This window comes from Pseudomonas sp. 22490 (assembly GCF_052044465.1).
Lineage (GTDB): Bacteria > Pseudomonadota > Gammaproteobacteria > Pseudomonadales > Pseudomonadaceae > Pseudomonas > Pseudomonas aeruginosa.
This window is the reverse complement of the sequence record NZ_JBQENS010000007.1, coordinates 70,379-84,520: the sequence shown is the minus strand read 5'-3', so window position 1 is coordinate 84,520 and position 14,142 is coordinate 70,379. Positions and strand designations below refer to the sequence as shown.

The 14,142-nt window shown below is 64.5% G+C and carries 19 protein-coding genes; 9 read left to right on the top strand and 10 right to left on the bottom strand.

The window, feature by feature from the left end:
* Positions 1-18: 18 nt before the first annotated feature.
* The gene (locus ACTJJX_RS09985) at positions 19-1,017 is read left to right on the top strand and encodes a Vgb family protein (RefSeq protein ID WP_012614291.1); all 999 of its coding nucleotides are present in this window, start codon (positions 19-21) and stop codon (positions 1,015-1,017) included.
* 8 nt (positions 1,018-1,025) lie between these two features.
* Here ACTJJX_RS09985 and ACTJJX_RS09980 read toward each other — a convergent pair whose 3' ends face one another.
* Entirely contained in the window at positions 1,026-1,397 is a 372-nt protein-coding gene (locus ACTJJX_RS09980; RefSeq protein ID WP_003087752.1) for a glutaredoxin family protein, read from the bottom strand.
* Between the two features lie 244 nt (positions 1,398-1,641).
* Between ACTJJX_RS09980 and ACTJJX_RS09975 the strand changes: the two genes are divergently transcribed.
* Positions 1,642-2,364: an amidotransferase gene (locus ACTJJX_RS09975; protein ID WP_023082569.1), complete on the top strand. Its 723-nt coding sequence runs from the start codon at positions 1,642-1,644 to the stop codon at positions 2,362-2,364.
* A gap of 57 nt (positions 2,365-2,421) precedes the next feature.
* Here the strand turns inward: ACTJJX_RS09975 and ACTJJX_RS09970 are convergent, their stop codons facing one another.
* From ACTJJX_RS09970 to ACTJJX_RS09960, 3 genes are all read right to left on the bottom strand, one after another.
* Positions 2,422-2,661, bottom strand: coding sequence for a hypothetical protein (locus ACTJJX_RS09970; protein ID WP_003087754.1), 240 nt, complete (start codon positions 2,659-2,661; stop codon positions 2,422-2,424).
* A gap of 27 nt (positions 2,662-2,688) precedes the next feature.
* Entirely contained in the window at positions 2,689-2,907 is a 219-nt protein-coding gene (locus ACTJJX_RS09965) for a hypothetical protein (protein WP_003098091.1), read from the bottom strand.
* A gap of 154 nt (positions 2,908-3,061) precedes the next feature.
* Positions 3,062-3,550, bottom strand: a complete 489-nt coding sequence (locus tag ACTJJX_RS09960) for a hypothetical protein (protein WP_003087756.1) — start codon at positions 3,548-3,550, stop codon at positions 3,062-3,064.
* A gap of 220 nt (positions 3,551-3,770) precedes the next feature.
* Here ACTJJX_RS09960 and ACTJJX_RS09955 point away from each other — a divergent pair, with 220 nt between their 5' ends.
* A complete protein-coding gene (locus ACTJJX_RS09955; protein ID WP_003087757.1) occupies positions 3,771-4,277 on the top strand; it encodes a macro domain-containing protein in 507 nt (168 codons plus the stop codon).
* A 71-nt stretch (positions 4,278-4,348) separates the two neighbouring features.
* Here ACTJJX_RS09955 and ACTJJX_RS09950 read toward each other — a convergent pair whose 3' ends face one another.
* On the bottom strand, positions 4,349-4,537 hold the full coding sequence (locus ACTJJX_RS09950) for a hypothetical protein (RefSeq protein ID WP_003098088.1): 189 nt from the start codon (positions 4,535-4,537) through the stop codon (positions 4,349-4,351).
* 149 nt (positions 4,538-4,686) lie between these two features.
* Complete coding sequence (locus ACTJJX_RS09945; protein WP_003087759.1) at positions 4,687-5,376, bottom strand: crotonase/enoyl-CoA hydratase family protein; 690 nt, start codon at positions 5,374-5,376, stop codon at positions 4,687-4,689.
* A gap of 386 nt (positions 5,377-5,762) precedes the next feature.
* Between ACTJJX_RS09945 and ACTJJX_RS09940 the strand changes: the two genes are divergently transcribed.
* The gene (locus ACTJJX_RS09940; protein WP_003087762.1) at positions 5,763-6,047 is read left to right on the top strand and encodes a GNAT family N-acetyltransferase; all 285 of its coding nucleotides are present in this window, start codon (positions 5,763-5,765) and stop codon (positions 6,045-6,047) included.
* A 57-nt stretch (positions 6,048-6,104) separates the two neighbouring features.
* Here ACTJJX_RS09940 and ACTJJX_RS09935 read toward each other — a convergent pair whose 3' ends face one another.
* Entirely contained in the window at positions 6,105-7,181 is a 1,077-nt protein-coding gene (locus ACTJJX_RS09935) for a 3-deoxy-7-phosphoheptulonate synthase (RefSeq protein ID WP_003087765.1), read from the bottom strand.
* A gap of 317 nt (positions 7,182-7,498) precedes the next feature.
* Here ACTJJX_RS09935 and ACTJJX_RS09930 point away from each other — a divergent pair, with 317 nt between their 5' ends.
* The 4 genes from ACTJJX_RS09930 (at position 7,499) to cysB (ending at position 10,589) form a co-directional block, all read left to right on the top strand.
* On the top strand, positions 7,499-7,876 hold the full coding sequence (locus tag ACTJJX_RS09930) for a thioredoxin family protein (protein WP_003120319.1): 378 nt from the start codon (positions 7,499-7,501) through the stop codon (positions 7,874-7,876).
* A complete protein-coding gene (locus tag ACTJJX_RS09925) occupies positions 7,876-8,823 on the top strand; it encodes a putative 2-dehydropantoate 2-reductase (RefSeq protein WP_003098083.1) in 948 nt (315 codons plus the stop codon). The genes ACTJJX_RS09930 and ACTJJX_RS09925 overlap by 1 nt, the downstream gene beginning before the upstream one ends.
* A 162-nt stretch (positions 8,824-8,985) precedes the next feature.
* Complete coding sequence (locus ACTJJX_RS09920; RefSeq protein ID WP_003087770.1) at positions 8,986-9,483, top strand: universal stress protein; 498 nt, start codon at positions 8,986-8,988, stop codon at positions 9,481-9,483.
* Positions 9,484-9,614: 131 nt separating this feature from the next.
* Complete coding sequence (gene cysB, locus ACTJJX_RS09915; RefSeq protein ID WP_003087775.1) at positions 9,615-10,589, top strand: HTH-type transcriptional regulator CysB; 975 nt, start codon at positions 9,615-9,617, stop codon at positions 10,587-10,589.
* Between the two features lie 56 nt (positions 10,590-10,645).
* Here cysB and ACTJJX_RS09910 read toward each other — a convergent pair whose 3' ends face one another.
* Both ACTJJX_RS09910 and ACTJJX_RS09905 read right to left on the bottom strand, forming a co-directional pair.
* Entirely contained in the window at positions 10,646-10,993 is a 348-nt protein-coding gene (locus ACTJJX_RS09910; protein ID WP_003098081.1) for a hypothetical protein, read from the bottom strand.
* 64 nt (positions 10,994-11,057) lie between these two features.
* Positions 11,058-11,861 carry a phosphoadenylyl-sulfate reductase gene (locus tag ACTJJX_RS09905; protein WP_016851757.1) on the bottom strand — a complete coding sequence of 268 codons (804 nt, stop codon included), beginning with the start codon at positions 11,859-11,861 and terminating at the stop codon, positions 11,058-11,060.
* 134 nt (positions 11,862-11,995) lie between these two features.
* Between ACTJJX_RS09905 and thrH the strand changes: the two genes are divergently transcribed.
* Positions 11,996-12,613, top strand: coding sequence for a bifunctional phosphoserine phosphatase/homoserine phosphotransferase ThrH (gene thrH, locus ACTJJX_RS09900; RefSeq protein WP_003098078.1), 618 nt, complete (start codon positions 11,996-11,998; stop codon positions 12,611-12,613).
* A gap of 42 nt (positions 12,614-12,655) precedes the next feature.
* On the opposite strand, the gene pabB is transcribed toward thrH, so the two are convergent.
* Positions 12,656-14,017, bottom strand: coding sequence for an aminodeoxychorismate synthase component I (pabB, locus tag ACTJJX_RS09895; RefSeq protein WP_003140013.1), 1,362 nt, complete (start codon positions 14,015-14,017; stop codon positions 12,656-12,658).
* Positions 14,018-14,142: the final 125 nt, after the last annotated feature.

Here is a 14,142-nt window from a genome sequence, read left to right as displayed (position 1 = left end):
CACATCGACGGAGAAAGCATGATGAGACGACAGGCTTCCGTGTTGCTGCTGGTATCCATGGTATCGGCGACCGTCTTGCCGGTTTTCGCCCGTGCGCCGGGCGAGCGCGAGCCGTCCTGCGCCGCGACGAGCATCGTCCTGCCAGCGGGGGCCCGGTATCCCAACGGCATCGCCCATGCCGCCGATGGAACGCTGTACGTCGGTCTGGTCACCAGCGGGCGCATCCTGCGCAAGCCTCCCGGGGGCGAGTGGGAAACCTTCTTCGCCGGCAGCCCGGCGATCTTCGCTGCCACCGCGCTGCGGCTGGACGAGCCGCGTGGCCTGCTCTGGGGCAATTCGCCGGACTTCCTACCCGCTGGCCGGCGCCGGCCGCATGGGGTGTTCGCCCTGGATCTCGCGACCGGTGCCGTGCGCCGATATCTGACCCTGCCCGGCGACGGGATGGGTAACGATCTCGCGGTGGCGCCGGACGGAACGGTCTACCTGAGCGAAACCCGGGATGGCAGCCTGATGCGGCTGCGGCCCGGGGAACCGGCGTTCCAGGTATTGCTGCGCGACAGCCGCCTGGCCGGCCCCGGCGGCCTGGGCGCGGCGGGCATCGTCCGGGTGGACGACGACACCCTGCTGGTCGGCAACTTCGGTAGCGGGGCGATCCATGTCGTCGAAGGGGTCGCCACGCGTCCGCGGCTGCGCGAGATGGAGCTGCCCCGAACGCTGGAGAATCCGGACGGCATGGCGCTGGCTCCGGACGGCTCGCTGATCGTGCTGGAGAACGCCATCCGCAGCGGCGCCGGCAAGGTGCTGCGGATCGCCGAGCCGCTCGCTCCAGGGCGGCGCGGCATCGAAGTGATACGCGAGGGCCTGGAGTCGCCGGTCAACCTGACCGTCACCGGACAGGGTTGCGCCTATGTCAGCGAGTCCCGCATTCGCCACCGCCTGTTGCCGGGGCGCGAGGGCGAGGTGCCGGCGCGTTTCCTGATCCACCGGCTGCCCCTGGACGCGGCCGGGGGCCGTTGATCGGCCGCTCAGGCGTTGGCGAAACGACCTTCCAGATAGGCGATGATCTCGCTGGATTCGTACATCCAGCGCACCTGGCCGTTTTCCTCGATGCGCAGGCACGGCACCTTGACCTTCCCGCCGCCTTCCAGCAAAGCCTGGCGGGCCTGCGGATCGTTCATGGCGTCCTTGAGTTGCATCGGCAGGTTCAGCCGGTGCATGGCGCGGCGTGTCTTCACGCAGAACGGACAGGCGCGGAACTGGTAGAGCGACAGGTTCCGCAGCGCCCGCTCGACCTCGGCCTGGGCCTCGGCGCTGCGCTGCAGCTTGCGGGGGCGGCTGACGAAGTCGGCGAGGATAATCGCCTGACCCAGTCCGTTACGTACTGCCTTGAGCAACATGGCGTGTGCCTCGCGGGAAAACCGCCAGTTTACGTGGCGGTTCCGGGCATGGGGAGTCCTTCCGTCTCCTGTGCAGATTTCTTTACGGCTGGGCGTCTCGGGAATCTTTCTGCCGGCTGCTTGTTTTTTGGCGAATCGTCCGGATATTCCTTTCGAGGCCAGGGCGACGGTTCCCTTGCCCGCGCTCCTGTGTTAATTAAATCAAACGAAAACGACAATAACCCCACTTCTTCAGAGAGTCTTTATGTCGCTCCGCATCTGTATCCTGGAAACCGATATCCTTCGTCCCGAGCTGATCGAGCGCTACGAAGGCTACGGCCGGATGTTCCAGCAACTGTTCGCCAAGCAACCGATCGCCGCCGAATTCGTCATCTACAACGTGGTGGAGGGGCGCTATCCGGCGGACGACGAGCGCTTCGACGCCTACCTGGTGACCGGCAGCAAGGCCGACTCCTTCGGTCCCGACCCGTGGATCCAGACCCTGAAGACCTTCCTCCTGGACCGCTACGAGCGCGGCGACAAGCTCCTCGGCGTGTGTTTCGGCCACCAGTTGCTGGCCCTGCTGCTCGGTGGCAAGGCCGAGCGCGCCAGCCAGGGCTGGGGCATGGGCATCCACCAGTACCAGTTGAACGAACGGGCCGACTGGATGAGCCCGGCGCTGCCGGACCTGACCCTGTTGATCAGCCACCAGGACCAGGTCACCCGGCTGCCGGAAAACGCGCGGGTGATCGCTTCCAGCGACTTCTGTCCCTATGCCGCCTACGCCATCGGCGACCAGGTGCTGTGCTTCCAGGGGCATCCCGAGTTCGTCCACGACTACTCCCGCGAACTGCTCGAACTGCGCCAGCAGCACCTGGGCGAGGAACTCTATCGCAAGGGGGTCGATAGCCTGGCGGGGGACCACCAGGGCGCCGTCGTCGCCGAATGGATGATGCGTTTCGTCGCGCGCCAGCCGACCGGCGCCTGAGCCGGCCCCGCGCCATGCGAGCGCCGCCAGCCTCCCGGGGTTGGCGGCGTTTTCGTTTCAGGCCGGGCAGTCGAGGATGAAGCGCTCCGGGATCCAGCGCTGCGGGCGTGCCGGCGGGGTGCCGCTCTGCAGCTTCAGCGCCAGGTTGGCCGCCAGCGCGCGGACCATCGCCTGGTTGCATTCGATGGTGCGCGCCAGTGCGCCTGCCGAGCCTTGGGCGAGGCCGAGTAGCGAGTAGCCATTGGTCAATATCGCCAGGGCGGCGACGATCCAGAATTTCCGTGTTTGCCTTCTCATGCTGTTTCCCGGGAAAGAAGCCGGCGTTCAACCGGCGCGTCGACTGTTCAACCCCGAGAGCAGGCCTGGCAGGGCCTGGCCGATCTGGTTGGAGAAGGTCGTGGCGGTGTCGTTGTCCGGTGTGGCGTTCCTGGCGCTTTCGGCGCCGGCGACGAGGCTCAACACGACCAGCATGAGGATGGCGTACAGACCCAGGGTGGCCAGGGCGGTGTTGCGGGCGTAATGGCGTGGGCTGCGACGTTTCATGGCGGCTTCCGTGATCGATACCTCGGATGGGCATAGGATCGCGGAGAAGAATTCGATTGGATAACGAATTGTCGCGCTATTAACTATCGACAGAAATGATGCTTTGGCCGAACGACCGGTACGGGTTGCGGGGCCCGGGTTCGGGCCCGATGGATCAGGACGAAGTCGGCGCGAGCAGGCGATCGACCACCTGCCGGGCTCGCTCGAAGGAGGGGTAGCCGCTGCGCGCGACCGGCAGCTCGGCGTAGGCCTGGCGATAGGTCTCGGCCTTGGGAATGTCGGCGCGCGGCAACAGGAAGGGCTCGGCGTAGATCTTGTAGAGCATCGCGTTGGCCAGCGGGTAGCGTCGCTCGGCGGAACGTTCGAGGAGGCGGGTGATGCGCTCGCAATCGCTGGCCTGGCCGTCGCGGCGAGCGATCAGCACGGCCTGGTAGAAGTCCGCCTCGCCGCTGCGGTCGTCGCGCGCCGCGCGCTCCAGCAGGGCCTGGGCCAGCGGCAGGCGATCGCGGTCGTTGGCGACGATGATCAGTTTCGCCTGAAGCATGTCGTTCTCGTACAGCAGTTTTTCCCTGTCGCTGTCCTGGCGGCAGGTGGCGCAGCTTGCCAACAGCGGGATCAGGCAAAGTGCAATCCATTTCGGCATGGCGGTTGTTTCCTTGTCATGGATGAGACGGCACGAGGCTGGAATCCAATGGAGAGGCGAGGCGCCTCCAAGGTTCCCTCGCATGCAGTCTAGTCGGCCCGTAGCGGATGGGACCGGCCGTCTTTGATACGCATCAACTGGCGCCGGCGGGCAAGGCGTACGGTGAAAGATGCAGGGCGGCGCACGAAGCGCCTGTCCCGAAGCCAAGAAGGAAACGCTCATGATTCGTGAAGTTGAAGGTGACATTCTGCTTTCCGGGGCCCAGGTGATCGCCCACGGCATCGCGCCCCAGGACCATTTCGACAGCGGCCTGGCCCTCGCCTTGCGCGAACGCTGGCCGTCGATGGTTCGCGACTACCGGCATGCCGCCCATGCCAGGGCGCCCGAGCCGGGCGGCATCTGGGTCTGGGCCGGGGTCGACGAGCAGGGCAAGACCCAGTGCATCGTCAACCTGATCACCCAGGGCATGCTGCACAGCGGTCGCAGCGCCAAGCCGGGCAAGGCGAGCCTGGAGGATGTCGGCCATGCCCTGCGCGAGCTGGCCCGCTATGTGCGCAGCGAAGGGGTGAGCAGCCTGGCTCTGCCCTGCGTGGCGACGGGAGTGGGCGGGCTGGACTGGTCCGAGGTCAAGCCGCTGGTGGTTCGCCACCTGGGCGACCTGGAGATCCCGGTGATTCTCTACGAGGTCTATCGCAAGGGCGTGGCGGCCGAGGAAAAGCTGGCCTGAACGAGAAGCCCGGCGTGAGCCGGGCTTTTCAGGGTTGCGGGGAAAAGAAAAACGTTCCTGGCAGGCGGCGTTCAACCCTGCGCATCGGTGTCGCTCGCGGTTGGCGCCGTGGCCTGTTGCTGCTGGGCCTGCTCGATGGCGTGCTGGTTCAGTTGGACCATGCGGTTTTCCATCAGGCTGGATTCGTCGGCGAAGCTGGCTTGCACTGCGAGGGTGGTAGCCATGCCGAGGAGAATGGCGGTGAAGACGTTGCGTTTCATGATGACCTCCGGTTTTCCTTGGGAATGTCACCAGGATAATCCGTAATAATTTTTTAAAAATAGCAGTTAGGGAGAGTTACCTTTGCGTAATAAGTAATTATTGGGCGCAAAAAAGCCCGGTACCAACCGGGCTTTCGCTGGCGCGGGCCTTAGCCCAGGTGCTTCTTGTCCAGCTCGATCGCCTGGTCGAGGGTTTCCAGCAGTGCCTTGCGCACCTTGAGCTTGGTATTGCGATGCGCGGTCATGTTGAGTTTCTTCAACTGCTGGGCCGCTGCACGCGCGCTTTCCTGCAACTGGTCGGCGCTGACCAGGGTGTCGAGGAAGCCGGCATCCACCGCAGCGGCCGGACTGAACATCTCGGCATTGATGACCGAGCGGGTGAACGCCGACTTGCGCAGGCGATCGCGGGCCAGTTCGATGCCGACATGGTGCATGGTCATGCCGATGGCGACTTCGTTCAGGCCGATCTGGAACGGCCCGTCGACGCCGATCCGGTAGTCGGCCGAGAGCAGCAGGAAGGCGCCCTTGGCTACCGCGTGCCCGGGGCAGGCGACGATCACCGGATAGGGATGGGAGAGCAGGCGGCGAGCCAGGGTCGAGCCGGCGGCGACCAGGTTGACGGCATTCTCCGGGCCGGAGGTCATGACCTTCAGGTCGTAGCCACCGGAGAGGATGCCCGGCTGGCCGGTGACGATGACCACGGCCTTGTCCTGCAGGGCCTGGTCGAGAGCCTGGTTGAAGGCGTCGATCACCGCCGGGGAGATGGCGTTCACCTTGCCGTTGTTGAGGGTCAGGGTGGCGATGCCGTCTTCGAACTGGTAGCTGATCAACTCGCTCATGGCAGGATTCCTTTTGGTGGAGTGGCGCAGACCTTACTGATGGGCGTCGTCGGCGTAAAGCGCTTTGGCTGACCCGCGGGTCATGCGCGATTGTGCTTGCGCGGGCCTCCCGAGCAGGGCTCCAGTGACGCCTGCGCGTTCCTGGCAGAAGAAACGGTTGAGTCTGGCCGGGGAAGACAGCAATATGGGCCCTATCGTTAGTCCGGCCTTGCATGCGGTGCAGGTCACCCGTTTCGAGGATGTCCGCCAGGCGCGCTCAGCCGCCGGGACGAGAACGGACGAAGTTATCCGGCGGCCTGCTGAAGGCCGGCACGCGGGGGCATCCTCGCGAGGAACCCTATCAATCAGGCGCGGGTCGGGTTACGAACCCGTTGAGGAGATCCAAAGTGAGCGAGTCCCTGTCCATCCATCATGACGTGGGCGGCCATCAGTTCGAGACGACGGTGGATGGCCATCGTGCCTATCTGGCGTATATGGACCTGGGCAAGCAGACGCTGGACATCTACCGGACCTTCGTACCGGATTCGCTGCGGGGTCGCGGTATCGCCGCCGCGCTGACCGAACACGCCCTGCAGTACGCCGACCGCATGGGCTACAGCGTGATCCCGTCCTGCTCCTACGTGGAGCGTTACATCGAGCGTCGCCAGCGTCAGGCCGATCCGGCCGCCTGAGCAGGTGCGCAATGAAAAACGCCGGGCATCAGCCCGGCGTTTTCGTTTCCGCCTCGCTCAGCCGCGCTGGCGTTTCGGCAGCACGTCCTTGAGCTTGGCGTGCATGCTGCGGATGCTCTTCTCGGTGGTCGCCCAGTCGATGCATGCATCGGTGATGGAGACGCCGTACTGAAGTTGGTCGAGATCCTTCGGAATCGGCTGGCTGCCCCAGCCCAGGTGGCTTTCCACCATCAGGCCGACGATCGAGTTGTTGCCTTCGACGATCTGGTTGCTGACGTTGTCCATCACCAGCGGTTGCAGGGCCGGGTCCTTGTTGGAGTTGGCGTGGCTGCAGTCGACCATGATGTTCAGCGGGATTTTCGCCTTGTTCAGGTCCTGCTCGCAGAGCGCGACGCTGACCGAATCGTAGTTCGGCTTGCCGTTGCCGCCGCGCAACACCACGTGACCATAGCGGTTGCCCTTGGTGGTGACGATGGATACGCCGCCCTGCTGGTTGATGCCGAGGAAGCGATGCGGGCTGGAGACCGACTGCAGGGCATTGATCGCCACGGTCAGGCTGCCATCGGTGCCGTTCTTGAAGCCGACCGCGGAAGACAGGCCGGAGGCCATCTCGCGGTGGGTCTGCGATTCGGTGGTACGGGCGCCGATCGCCGACCAGCTGATCAGGTCCTGCAGGTACTGCGGGGAAATCGGGTCGAGCGCTTCGGTGGCGGTGGGCAAGCCTTTCTCGGCGAGGTCGCGGAGCAGTTGGCGACCGATGTGCAGGCCATCCTGGATCTTGAACGAGTCGTCCAGGTACGGATCGTTGATCAGGCCTTTCCAGCCCACCGTGGTACGCGGCTTCTCGAAGTACACGCGCATCACCAGGAACAGCGTATCCGCCACTTCGGCCGCGAGCGCCTTGAGGCGGTCGGCGTATTCGTGGGCGGCCTTGATGTCGTGGATGGAGCAGGGGCCGATCACCACGAACAGACGGTGGTCCTTGCCATCCAGGATGTCGCGCACCACCTGGCGACCATGGGCCACGGTCTGCAGGGCCTTGTCGGTCAGGGGAATTTCACGCTTGAGCTGCTCCGGCGTGATCAGGGTCTCGTTGGAGGCAACGTTAAGGTCGTCGATCTGTAAATCAGCCATCGTGGTACTCAATCAGGTCACGGGCGCCGGCCGCCGGGAGGCCCCCTGCGAAAGGGCGCAGGCATGAAGTTCGCAAACGGGGAGACGAACCTTAACGTGTCGGGCCGGGCCTAGACAATGGGCGGGACGCGGTTCGCCGGTGTTTTCCCCGCTCTGCGCACGTTTTCTTCGTTGCTCCGGGCCAAGGCTGCCAGCGGAGTTGCAGGCGAGGCCGCCGCGGACGATATTGTGCAGGTGCTGCGGAGGGGCGCGCCTTGCGCGTATCCGCTGGCCGAGGAGGGCGCCAGCGCTATCGCAGGAGCCGAAGCATACGGATGATGGTCGGGCCCCATTTCTTCCTTTCTATCGAGGTCAGCAGCGTGCCGTCCCTGGAACTCACCGATCTGGACGCCGACCGGCAGTTGCTTGCCCTGGAAGGGGTTTCGCTGTTGGTATTCACCAGCGAAGGCTGCGCGTCGTGCCGCTGGGCCCGGCGCCATCTCCCCGCGATGGACCTGCCCATCGAGCGCCTGTGCTGGGTGGACGCCGGCCGCAATGGCGGCCTGGTGGAACGCTACGGCGTCTTTCATCTGCCGGCCCTGTTCATGGTCCGCGACGGCCGCTTCCATGGCGCACTGAACGTTCCGCTGCACCAGGAAGCCTTGCGGGGTGCGGTGCTGGCGGGGTCGACCGCTTTACCTGAGGAGTTGCCCTGATGGATTTCAAGCAGCAACGGATCGGCGTCATCGGTACGGGAGCCATCGGCGGCTTCTATGGACTGATGCTGGCGCATGCCGGTCACGACGTGCATTTTCTCCTGCGCAGCGAGTTCGAGGCGGTCAATCGCGCCGGACTCAGCCTGAATAGTGCGGTGCATGGCTCCCGGCGCCTGGCGCCGGTCCAGGCCTACCATTCGGCGCAGGACATGCCGCCCTGCGACTGGTTGCTGGTGGGCGCCAAGACCACCGGCAATCACGAACTGGCACCCCTGATCCGCGCAGCGGCGGCGCCGGGTGCCAAGGTTTTGCTGCTGCAGAACGGTCTGGGCGTGGAGGAGCGGCTGCGGCCGTTGCTGCCGGAAAGCCTGCATCTGCTGGGCGGCCTCTGCTTCATCTGTGTGCATCGCGGCGAACCGGGCGTGATCGAGCACCAGGCCTACGGCGGAGTGAATCTCGGCTATCATTCCGGACCGGCCGACGAGCGACGCCGGCGCGAGATCGTCGAGGAGGGTGCCGCGCTGTTCCGCGAGTCCGGGCTGGAGTCCACGGCGATGCCCGACCTGGAGCAGGCGCGCTGGCAGAAGCTGGTCTGGAACATCCCCTACAACGGGCTGTCGGTATTGCTGAAGAGCAGCACCGCGCCGCTGATGGCCAACGCGGACAGTCGGTCGCTGATCGAGGCGATCATGGAGGAAGTCATCGGTGCTGCCGGCGCCTGCGGCTTCATCCTGCCTGAGGGCTATGCGGACCAACTGCTGGCGGCGACCGAGCGGATGCCCGACTATCGGCCGAGCATGTACCACGACTTCGCCCATGGGCGGCCACTGGAGCTGGCGGCGATCTATGCCGCGCCCCTGGCCCGCGCTGCTGCTGCGGGCTACCGGATGCCCAGGGTCGAGGCGCTGTACCAGGCGTTGCGCTTCCTCGAAGCACAACCGCGCTGAAGGGCCGAGCGCGGCGACCAGCCGGCGCCGCGCTCGCAGGGAGAAAAGGGATTTACCCCAACGGGCCGGAAAAAGCCCGAAACAGCAGGGAACGCTAGGAGAATGGATGCTTGCTGCTAATCTGCTAATGAGGCCCGCCGCGCAGGCTGTCGAGGAGGCCGCATGATTCGTTCGATTCTCTACGCCACCGATCTGGGGCTCTATGCTCCCTATGTCCTGCAACACGCCCTGTCGCTGACCCGCGCCTACAACGCCGAGCTCTATGTCGTCCATGTGGTGGAGCCCCTCGGGCTGTTCGCCGAGTCGGTCCTGCAGACCTACCTTGACACCGAGCGTCTCCAGGACCTGCGGGCGCAAGGGCTGGACAACGTCATGGAAAGCATCGAGAAGCGGGTCCTGGAAGGGTTTCGCGATGAACTCGGCGAGTTGCCCCAGGATGCGGCGCTGGTCAAGAGCGTGCGGGTGGTGCAGGGCGACCCGCCGCAGATGATCCTCGATGAGGCGGAAAAGCTGGCCGTGGACCTGATCGTCGCCGGCAGCCATAGCCACGGCACCCAGCTCGACACGCCGCTGGGCCGGACTGCCGCGCGTCTGGTGCAACTGGCGGAGGTACCGGTGTACCTGGTGCCGATGTTGCAGCACCGTAGTCGCGACCTGTAGGCCAGCGGTCGGCTGGTGAAAAAGCGTGCAAAATCAAAAAAAACGTCTAATTTTATTCCTCAAACCATTAATATGGTTATATACCTTCGGTTCTTGATCGCCGGTCGCGACAACCTTTTCGAGGAATCTCCATGAAGCTTCAGCAATTGCGCTATATCTGGGAGGTTGCGCACCACGACCTCAACGTCTCCGCCACGGCGCAGAGCCTCTATACTTCGCAGCCGGGCATCAGCAAGCAGATCCGCCTGCTGGAGGACGAACTGGGCGTCGAGGTGTTCGCTCGCAGCGGCAAGCACCTGACCCGTGTGACGCCGGCGGGGGAGCGGATCATCCATACCGCCGGCGAGATCCTGCGCAAGGTCGAGAGCATCAAGCAGATCGCCCAGGAATTCTCCAACGAGAAGAAGGGCACGCTGTCCATCGCCACTACCCACACCCAGGCGCGCTATGCGCTGCCCAACGTGATCAGCGGCTTCATCAAGCAGTACCCGGACGTCTCCCTGCACATGCACCAAGGCACGCCGATGCAGATCGCCGAAATGGCCGCCGACGGCACCGTCGACTTCGCCATCGCCACCGAGGCGCTGGAGTTGTTCGGCGACCTGATCATGATGCCCTGCTACCGCTGGAATCGCTGCGTCATCGTGCCCCACGGGCATCCGCTGACCAAGCTGCCGAAACTGACCCTGGAAGCCCTGGCCGAGCAGCCGATCGTCACCTACGTGTTCGGCTTCACCGGCCGCTCCAAGCTCGACGAAGCCTTCAGCCAGCGCGGCCTGGTGCCCAAGGTGGTATTCACCGCGGCCGATGCCGACGTGATCAAGACCTACGTGCGGTTGGGCCTGGGGGTCGGCATCGTGGCGCACATGGCGGTCGATCCGAAGCTCGACAACGACCTGGTGATCCTCGACGCCAGCCACCTGTTCGAGTCCAGCGTGACCAAGATCGGCTTCCGCCGCGGCACCTTCCTGCGCGGCTTCATGTGCGACTTCATCGAGAAATTCGCTCCGCACCTGACCCGCGAGCTGCTGGCCAAGGCCGTGCAATGCCACAACAAGGCCGAGCTGGACGAGTTGTTCGACGGCATCGAACTGCCGGTCTACTGATCGCCTCGGCCCATGAAAAAGCCCGGCCTGGTGCCGGGCTTTTTCATGGCTGGCCCTCAGAGCATGTCGAGATTGTCGCGACCGGCCAGCCTGGCCAGCGCTTCGCGATCAGCGTCCGCGGACTGCTCGGCTCGCGGTTCGAGGACTTCATGGAGGAAGCTCATGAACACGGTGTAGACCTGTTCGCGCCCGTCGTCGTGGCGAACCACGAAGAACGGCGCGGTCTCTACGCCATATTGGGCGGCGACCATCCAGCCTGCGCTGTTCGGGTCGCGTTCGTCGGCCACCAGGGTGCGATGGATGCGCGGCAGGTAGCCGCCTTGTTCCAGGCGTTGCCGGACTTCCTTGCACTTGCGGCAGTCCTCGCCGTTGGCGAGGACTTTCTTGACCATGGTGATGCGCATGCTGGGTCTCCGCTCGGGGTTCGACCTGCACTTTACCCCGATTGCATACGCTCTATCGACGGTTTCAGGCCTTGCTGATCAGGTTGCCGGCGTGCAGCCCGCACTCCTTGTGGGTGGCTTCCTCCCACCACCAGCGGCCCTCGCGCTCGTGCTGGTTGGGCAGCACCGGACGGGTGCAGGGTTCGCAGCCGATGCTGATATAGCCGCGTTCGTGCAGGCTGTTGTAGGGCAGTTCGAGCATGCGGATATAGCCCCAGACCTCCTCGCTGGTCATGGACGACAGCGGGTTGAATTTGTACAGCGGCTTTTCCGGCGTGGAAAAGGCACCGTCGATTTCCAGCACCGCCACCTGGCTGCGCGTGCCGGGGCTCTGGTCGCGGCGTTGGCCGGTGGCCCAGGCGCGCACGCCGGCGAGCTTGCGCTTGAGCGGTTCGATCTTGCGGATGCCGCAGCACTCGCCGTGGCCGTCCCGGTAGAAGCTGAACAGGCCCTTTTCCTTCACCAGGGGTTCGAGCAGGCGCGGGTCGGGGGAAAGCACGTCGATGGCGATGCCGTAGTGTTCGCGGACCTGGTCGATGAAACGATAGGTTTCCGGGTGCAGACGACCGGTGTCGAGGCTGAACACCTTCACGTTGCGGTTGAGCTTCCAGGCCATGTCTACCAGGACGACGTCCTCGGCGCCGCTGAAGGAGATCCACAGCTTGTCGCCGAAGTGCTCGAAGGCGGCTTTCAGGATGTCCTGGGGGGATTTGTCGGCAAGGCTGGAGGCGAGGGCGGGAAGGTCGAAAGGCTGGCTCATCGGGCTGGGGTCCTGGTGCTGGGCGGCGCTGTTGCGCTCTGTGGCGGGAATGGTAGCAAAGGGCGGCATATGGCCCTAAATAACCATTTACCCCTGTCGACCTTGATTCCAGGAATAAGCCGGCGTTGCCTTGCCCTCGGCGAGGGGCTAGAGTGCCGCGTCCGTCGTCACCCCATCGTTCAGAAAATTTCGAGGAGAGTCCTGTGGAAATTGCCTGTCTTGACCTGGAAGGCGTGCTGGTTCCGGAAATCTGGATCGCGTTCGCGGAAAAAACCGGTATCGACGCCTTGAAGGCGACCACCCGGGACATTCCGGACTACGACGTGCTGATGAAGCAGCGCCTGCGCATCCTCGACGAACATGGCCTGAAGCTGGGCGATATCCAGGAGGTGATCGCCACCCTGAAGCCGCTGGAGGGGGCGGTGGAATTCGTCGACTGGCTGCGCGAGCGCTTCCAGGTGGTGATTCTCTCCGACACCTTCTACGAGTTCTCCCAGCCGCTGATGCGCCAGTTGGGCTTCCCGACCCTGTTGTGCCACAAGCTGGAGATCGACGACAGCGACCGGGTGGTCGGCTATCAATTGCGCCAGAAGGATCCCAAGCGGCAGTCGGTGATCGCCTTCAAGAGCCTCTACTATCGGGTGATCGCCGCCGGCGATTCCTACAACGACACCACCATGCTTTCCGAGGCCCACGCCGGCATCCTGTTCCATGCCCCGGAAAACGTGATCCGCGAGTTTCCCCAGTTCCCCGCGGTGCATACCTACGAAGACCTCAAGCGCGAGTTCCTCAAGGCTTCCAGCCGTTCGCTGAGCCTGTAGCCGCGCCGCCGATGAAAGAGCCCGCGGAACGCGGGCTCTTTTCTATTCCGGGGACGCTGTCCCGGCCATTCCTTCCAGGGTTTCCAGCAGCACCCGGACCTTGTCCAGGGTTTCCTGGTACTCGTCCTCCCAGTGCGAGTCGGCGACGATGCCGCCGCCGCCCCAGCAACTGACCTGGCCGTCCCTGACCAGCAGGGTGCGGATGGCGATCGAGCTGTCCATCTCGCCGCGCACGTCGAGGTAGAACAGGCTGCCGCAGTAGATGCCGCGTCGGCTCGGTTCCAGCTCGTCGATGATCTGCATGGCGCGAATCTTCGGCGCGCCGGTGATCGAGCCGCCGGGGAAGCTGCCTTCCAGCAGGTCGAGGGCGTCCTTGCCCGGCGCCAGTTCGCCGGTGACGCTGCTCACCAGGTGATGCACGTTGGGATAGCTTTCCAGGGCAAACAGCTCCGGTACCCGTACGCTGCCAGGTTGGCAACTGCGTCCGATGTCGTTGCGCAGCAGGTCGACGATCATCAGGTTTTCCGCGCGGTCCTTGGGGCTGGCCAGCAGCGACGCCGCCAGCGCCATGTCCTCCTCGGGCGTCTTGCCGCGCGGGCGGGTGCCCTTGATCGGCCGGGTTTCCACCTTGCCCTTGCCGAGCTTGAGGAAGCGCTCCGGCGACAGGCTGAGGATCGCGCCGTCGGCCAGTCGCAGGTAGCCGGAGAACGGCGTCGGGCAGGCCTCGCGCAGGGCGCGATAGGCCGGCCACGGCGAGCCGCTGCAAGCGGCCTGGAAGCGCTGGCTATAGTTCACCTGGTAGCAGTCGCCTGCCTGGATGTAGTCCTGGATGCGGCGGATCGCCTGCCGATAGTCGGATGCGCTGATGCTCCGTCGGAATTTTCCCAGAAGCTTGAAGTTGCCGGCCGTGCCTTGCGTTTCCTCGCTGAACAAGGCGATCAGGCGCTGGCGTTCGCGCTCGTCCAATCGCGGGTGGAATACCAGTTGGCTGGTGCCGGCCTGGTGGTCGCTGATCAGCGCCCAGGCATACAGGCCGACGGAGGCCAGCGGCAGGCCCAGGTCATCGCGGGCGTGTTCGCCGATGCGCTCGATGCGCCGACCCAGGTCGTAGGATAAATAGCCCAGCAGACCGCCGGCGAAGGGCAGTTCGTACGGCGCTGGCAGCTGCGCGGGGCCCAGGCTTCCGGCCGCTTCGCGTAGGCGGGCGAAGAAGCGGTTGGCCGATTCGTCGGGCAGCGGCGCCAGTTCTGCCAATGGCCAGGCGCTCATAAGGTCATAGCGTCCACGGGTAGCGATGGGGCGACCCGAATCGAGCATCACCGCACCGGGCGCCTCATGGATGATGGCAAAGAGACAGCTTGGGTCGCTATGGTAGGGCAGGGGGTGAACATGACAACTGGGCATGGAAAGTGGGGGTAGTGGGACAGTCAGGAATTCTAGTTCGCCGGAATCGTCGATCCTAGAGCCATTTCTTCAGTTTACGTAAGAAGGGTGATCTGCTAATTATGGAAATATCCCACGGAGATTTG

Excerpts from the sequence above, each read along its gene's own strand:
- ACTJJX_RS09950 (WP_003098088.1), bottom strand. The coding sequence starts at position 4,537 with ATGAAACGCAACGTCTTCACCGCCATTCTCCTCGGCATGGCTACCACC.
- ACTJJX_RS09925 (WP_003098083.1), top strand. The coding sequence starts at position 7,876 with ATGGATTTCAAGCAGCAACGGATCGGCGTCATCGGTACGGGAGCCATC.
- ACTJJX_RS09985 (WP_012614291.1), top strand. The coding sequence starts at position 19 with ATGATGAGACGACAGGCTTCCGTGTTGCTGCTGGTATCCATGGTATCG.
- ACTJJX_RS09930 (WP_003120319.1), top strand. The coding sequence starts at position 7,499 with ATGGTCGGGCCCCATTTCTTCCTTTCTATCGAGGTCAGCAGCGTGCCG.
- cysB (WP_003087775.1), top strand. The coding sequence starts at position 9,615 with ATGAAGCTTCAGCAATTGCGCTATATCTGGGAGGTTGCGCACCACGAC.
- ACTJJX_RS09960 (WP_003087756.1), bottom strand. The coding sequence starts at position 3,550 with ATGCCGAAATGGATTGCACTTTGCCTGATCCCGCTGTTGGCAAGCTGC.
- ACTJJX_RS09905 (WP_016851757.1), bottom strand. The coding sequence starts at position 11,861 with ATGCCGCCCTTTGCTACCATTCCCGCCACAGAGCGCAACAGCGCCGCC.
- ACTJJX_RS09970 (WP_003087754.1), bottom strand. The coding sequence starts at position 2,661 with ATGAGAAGGCAAACACGGAAATTCTGGATCGTCGCCGCCCTGGCGATA.
- ACTJJX_RS09980 (WP_003087752.1), bottom strand. The coding sequence starts at position 1,397 with ATGTTGCTCAAGGCAGTACGTAACGGACTGGGTCAGGCGATTATCCTC.
- ACTJJX_RS09955 (WP_003087757.1), top strand. The coding sequence starts at position 3,771 with ATGATTCGTGAAGTTGAAGGTGACATTCTGCTTTCCGGGGCCCAGGTG.
- ACTJJX_RS09935 (WP_003087765.1), bottom strand. The coding sequence starts at position 7,181 with ATGGCTGATTTACAGATCGACGACCTTAACGTTGCCTCCAACGAGACC.
- ACTJJX_RS09920 (WP_003087770.1), top strand. The coding sequence starts at position 8,986 with ATGATTCGTTCGATTCTCTACGCCACCGATCTGGGGCTCTATGCTCCC.
- ACTJJX_RS09965 (WP_003098091.1), bottom strand. The coding sequence starts at position 2,907 with ATGAAACGTCGCAGCCCACGCCATTACGCCCGCAACACCGCCCTGGCC.
- pabB (WP_003140013.1), bottom strand. The coding sequence starts at position 14,017 with ATGCCCAGTTGTCATGTTCACCCCCTGCCCTACCATAGCGACCCAAGC.
- ACTJJX_RS09975 (WP_023082569.1), top strand. The coding sequence starts at position 1,642 with ATGTCGCTCCGCATCTGTATCCTGGAAACCGATATCCTTCGTCCCGAG.
- ACTJJX_RS09910 (WP_003098081.1), bottom strand. The coding sequence starts at position 10,993 with ATGCGCATCACCATGGTCAAGAAAGTCCTCGCCAACGGCGAGGACTGC.
- ACTJJX_RS09945 (WP_003087759.1), bottom strand. The coding sequence starts at position 5,376 with ATGAGCGAGTTGATCAGCTACCAGTTCGAAGACGGCATCGCCACCCTG.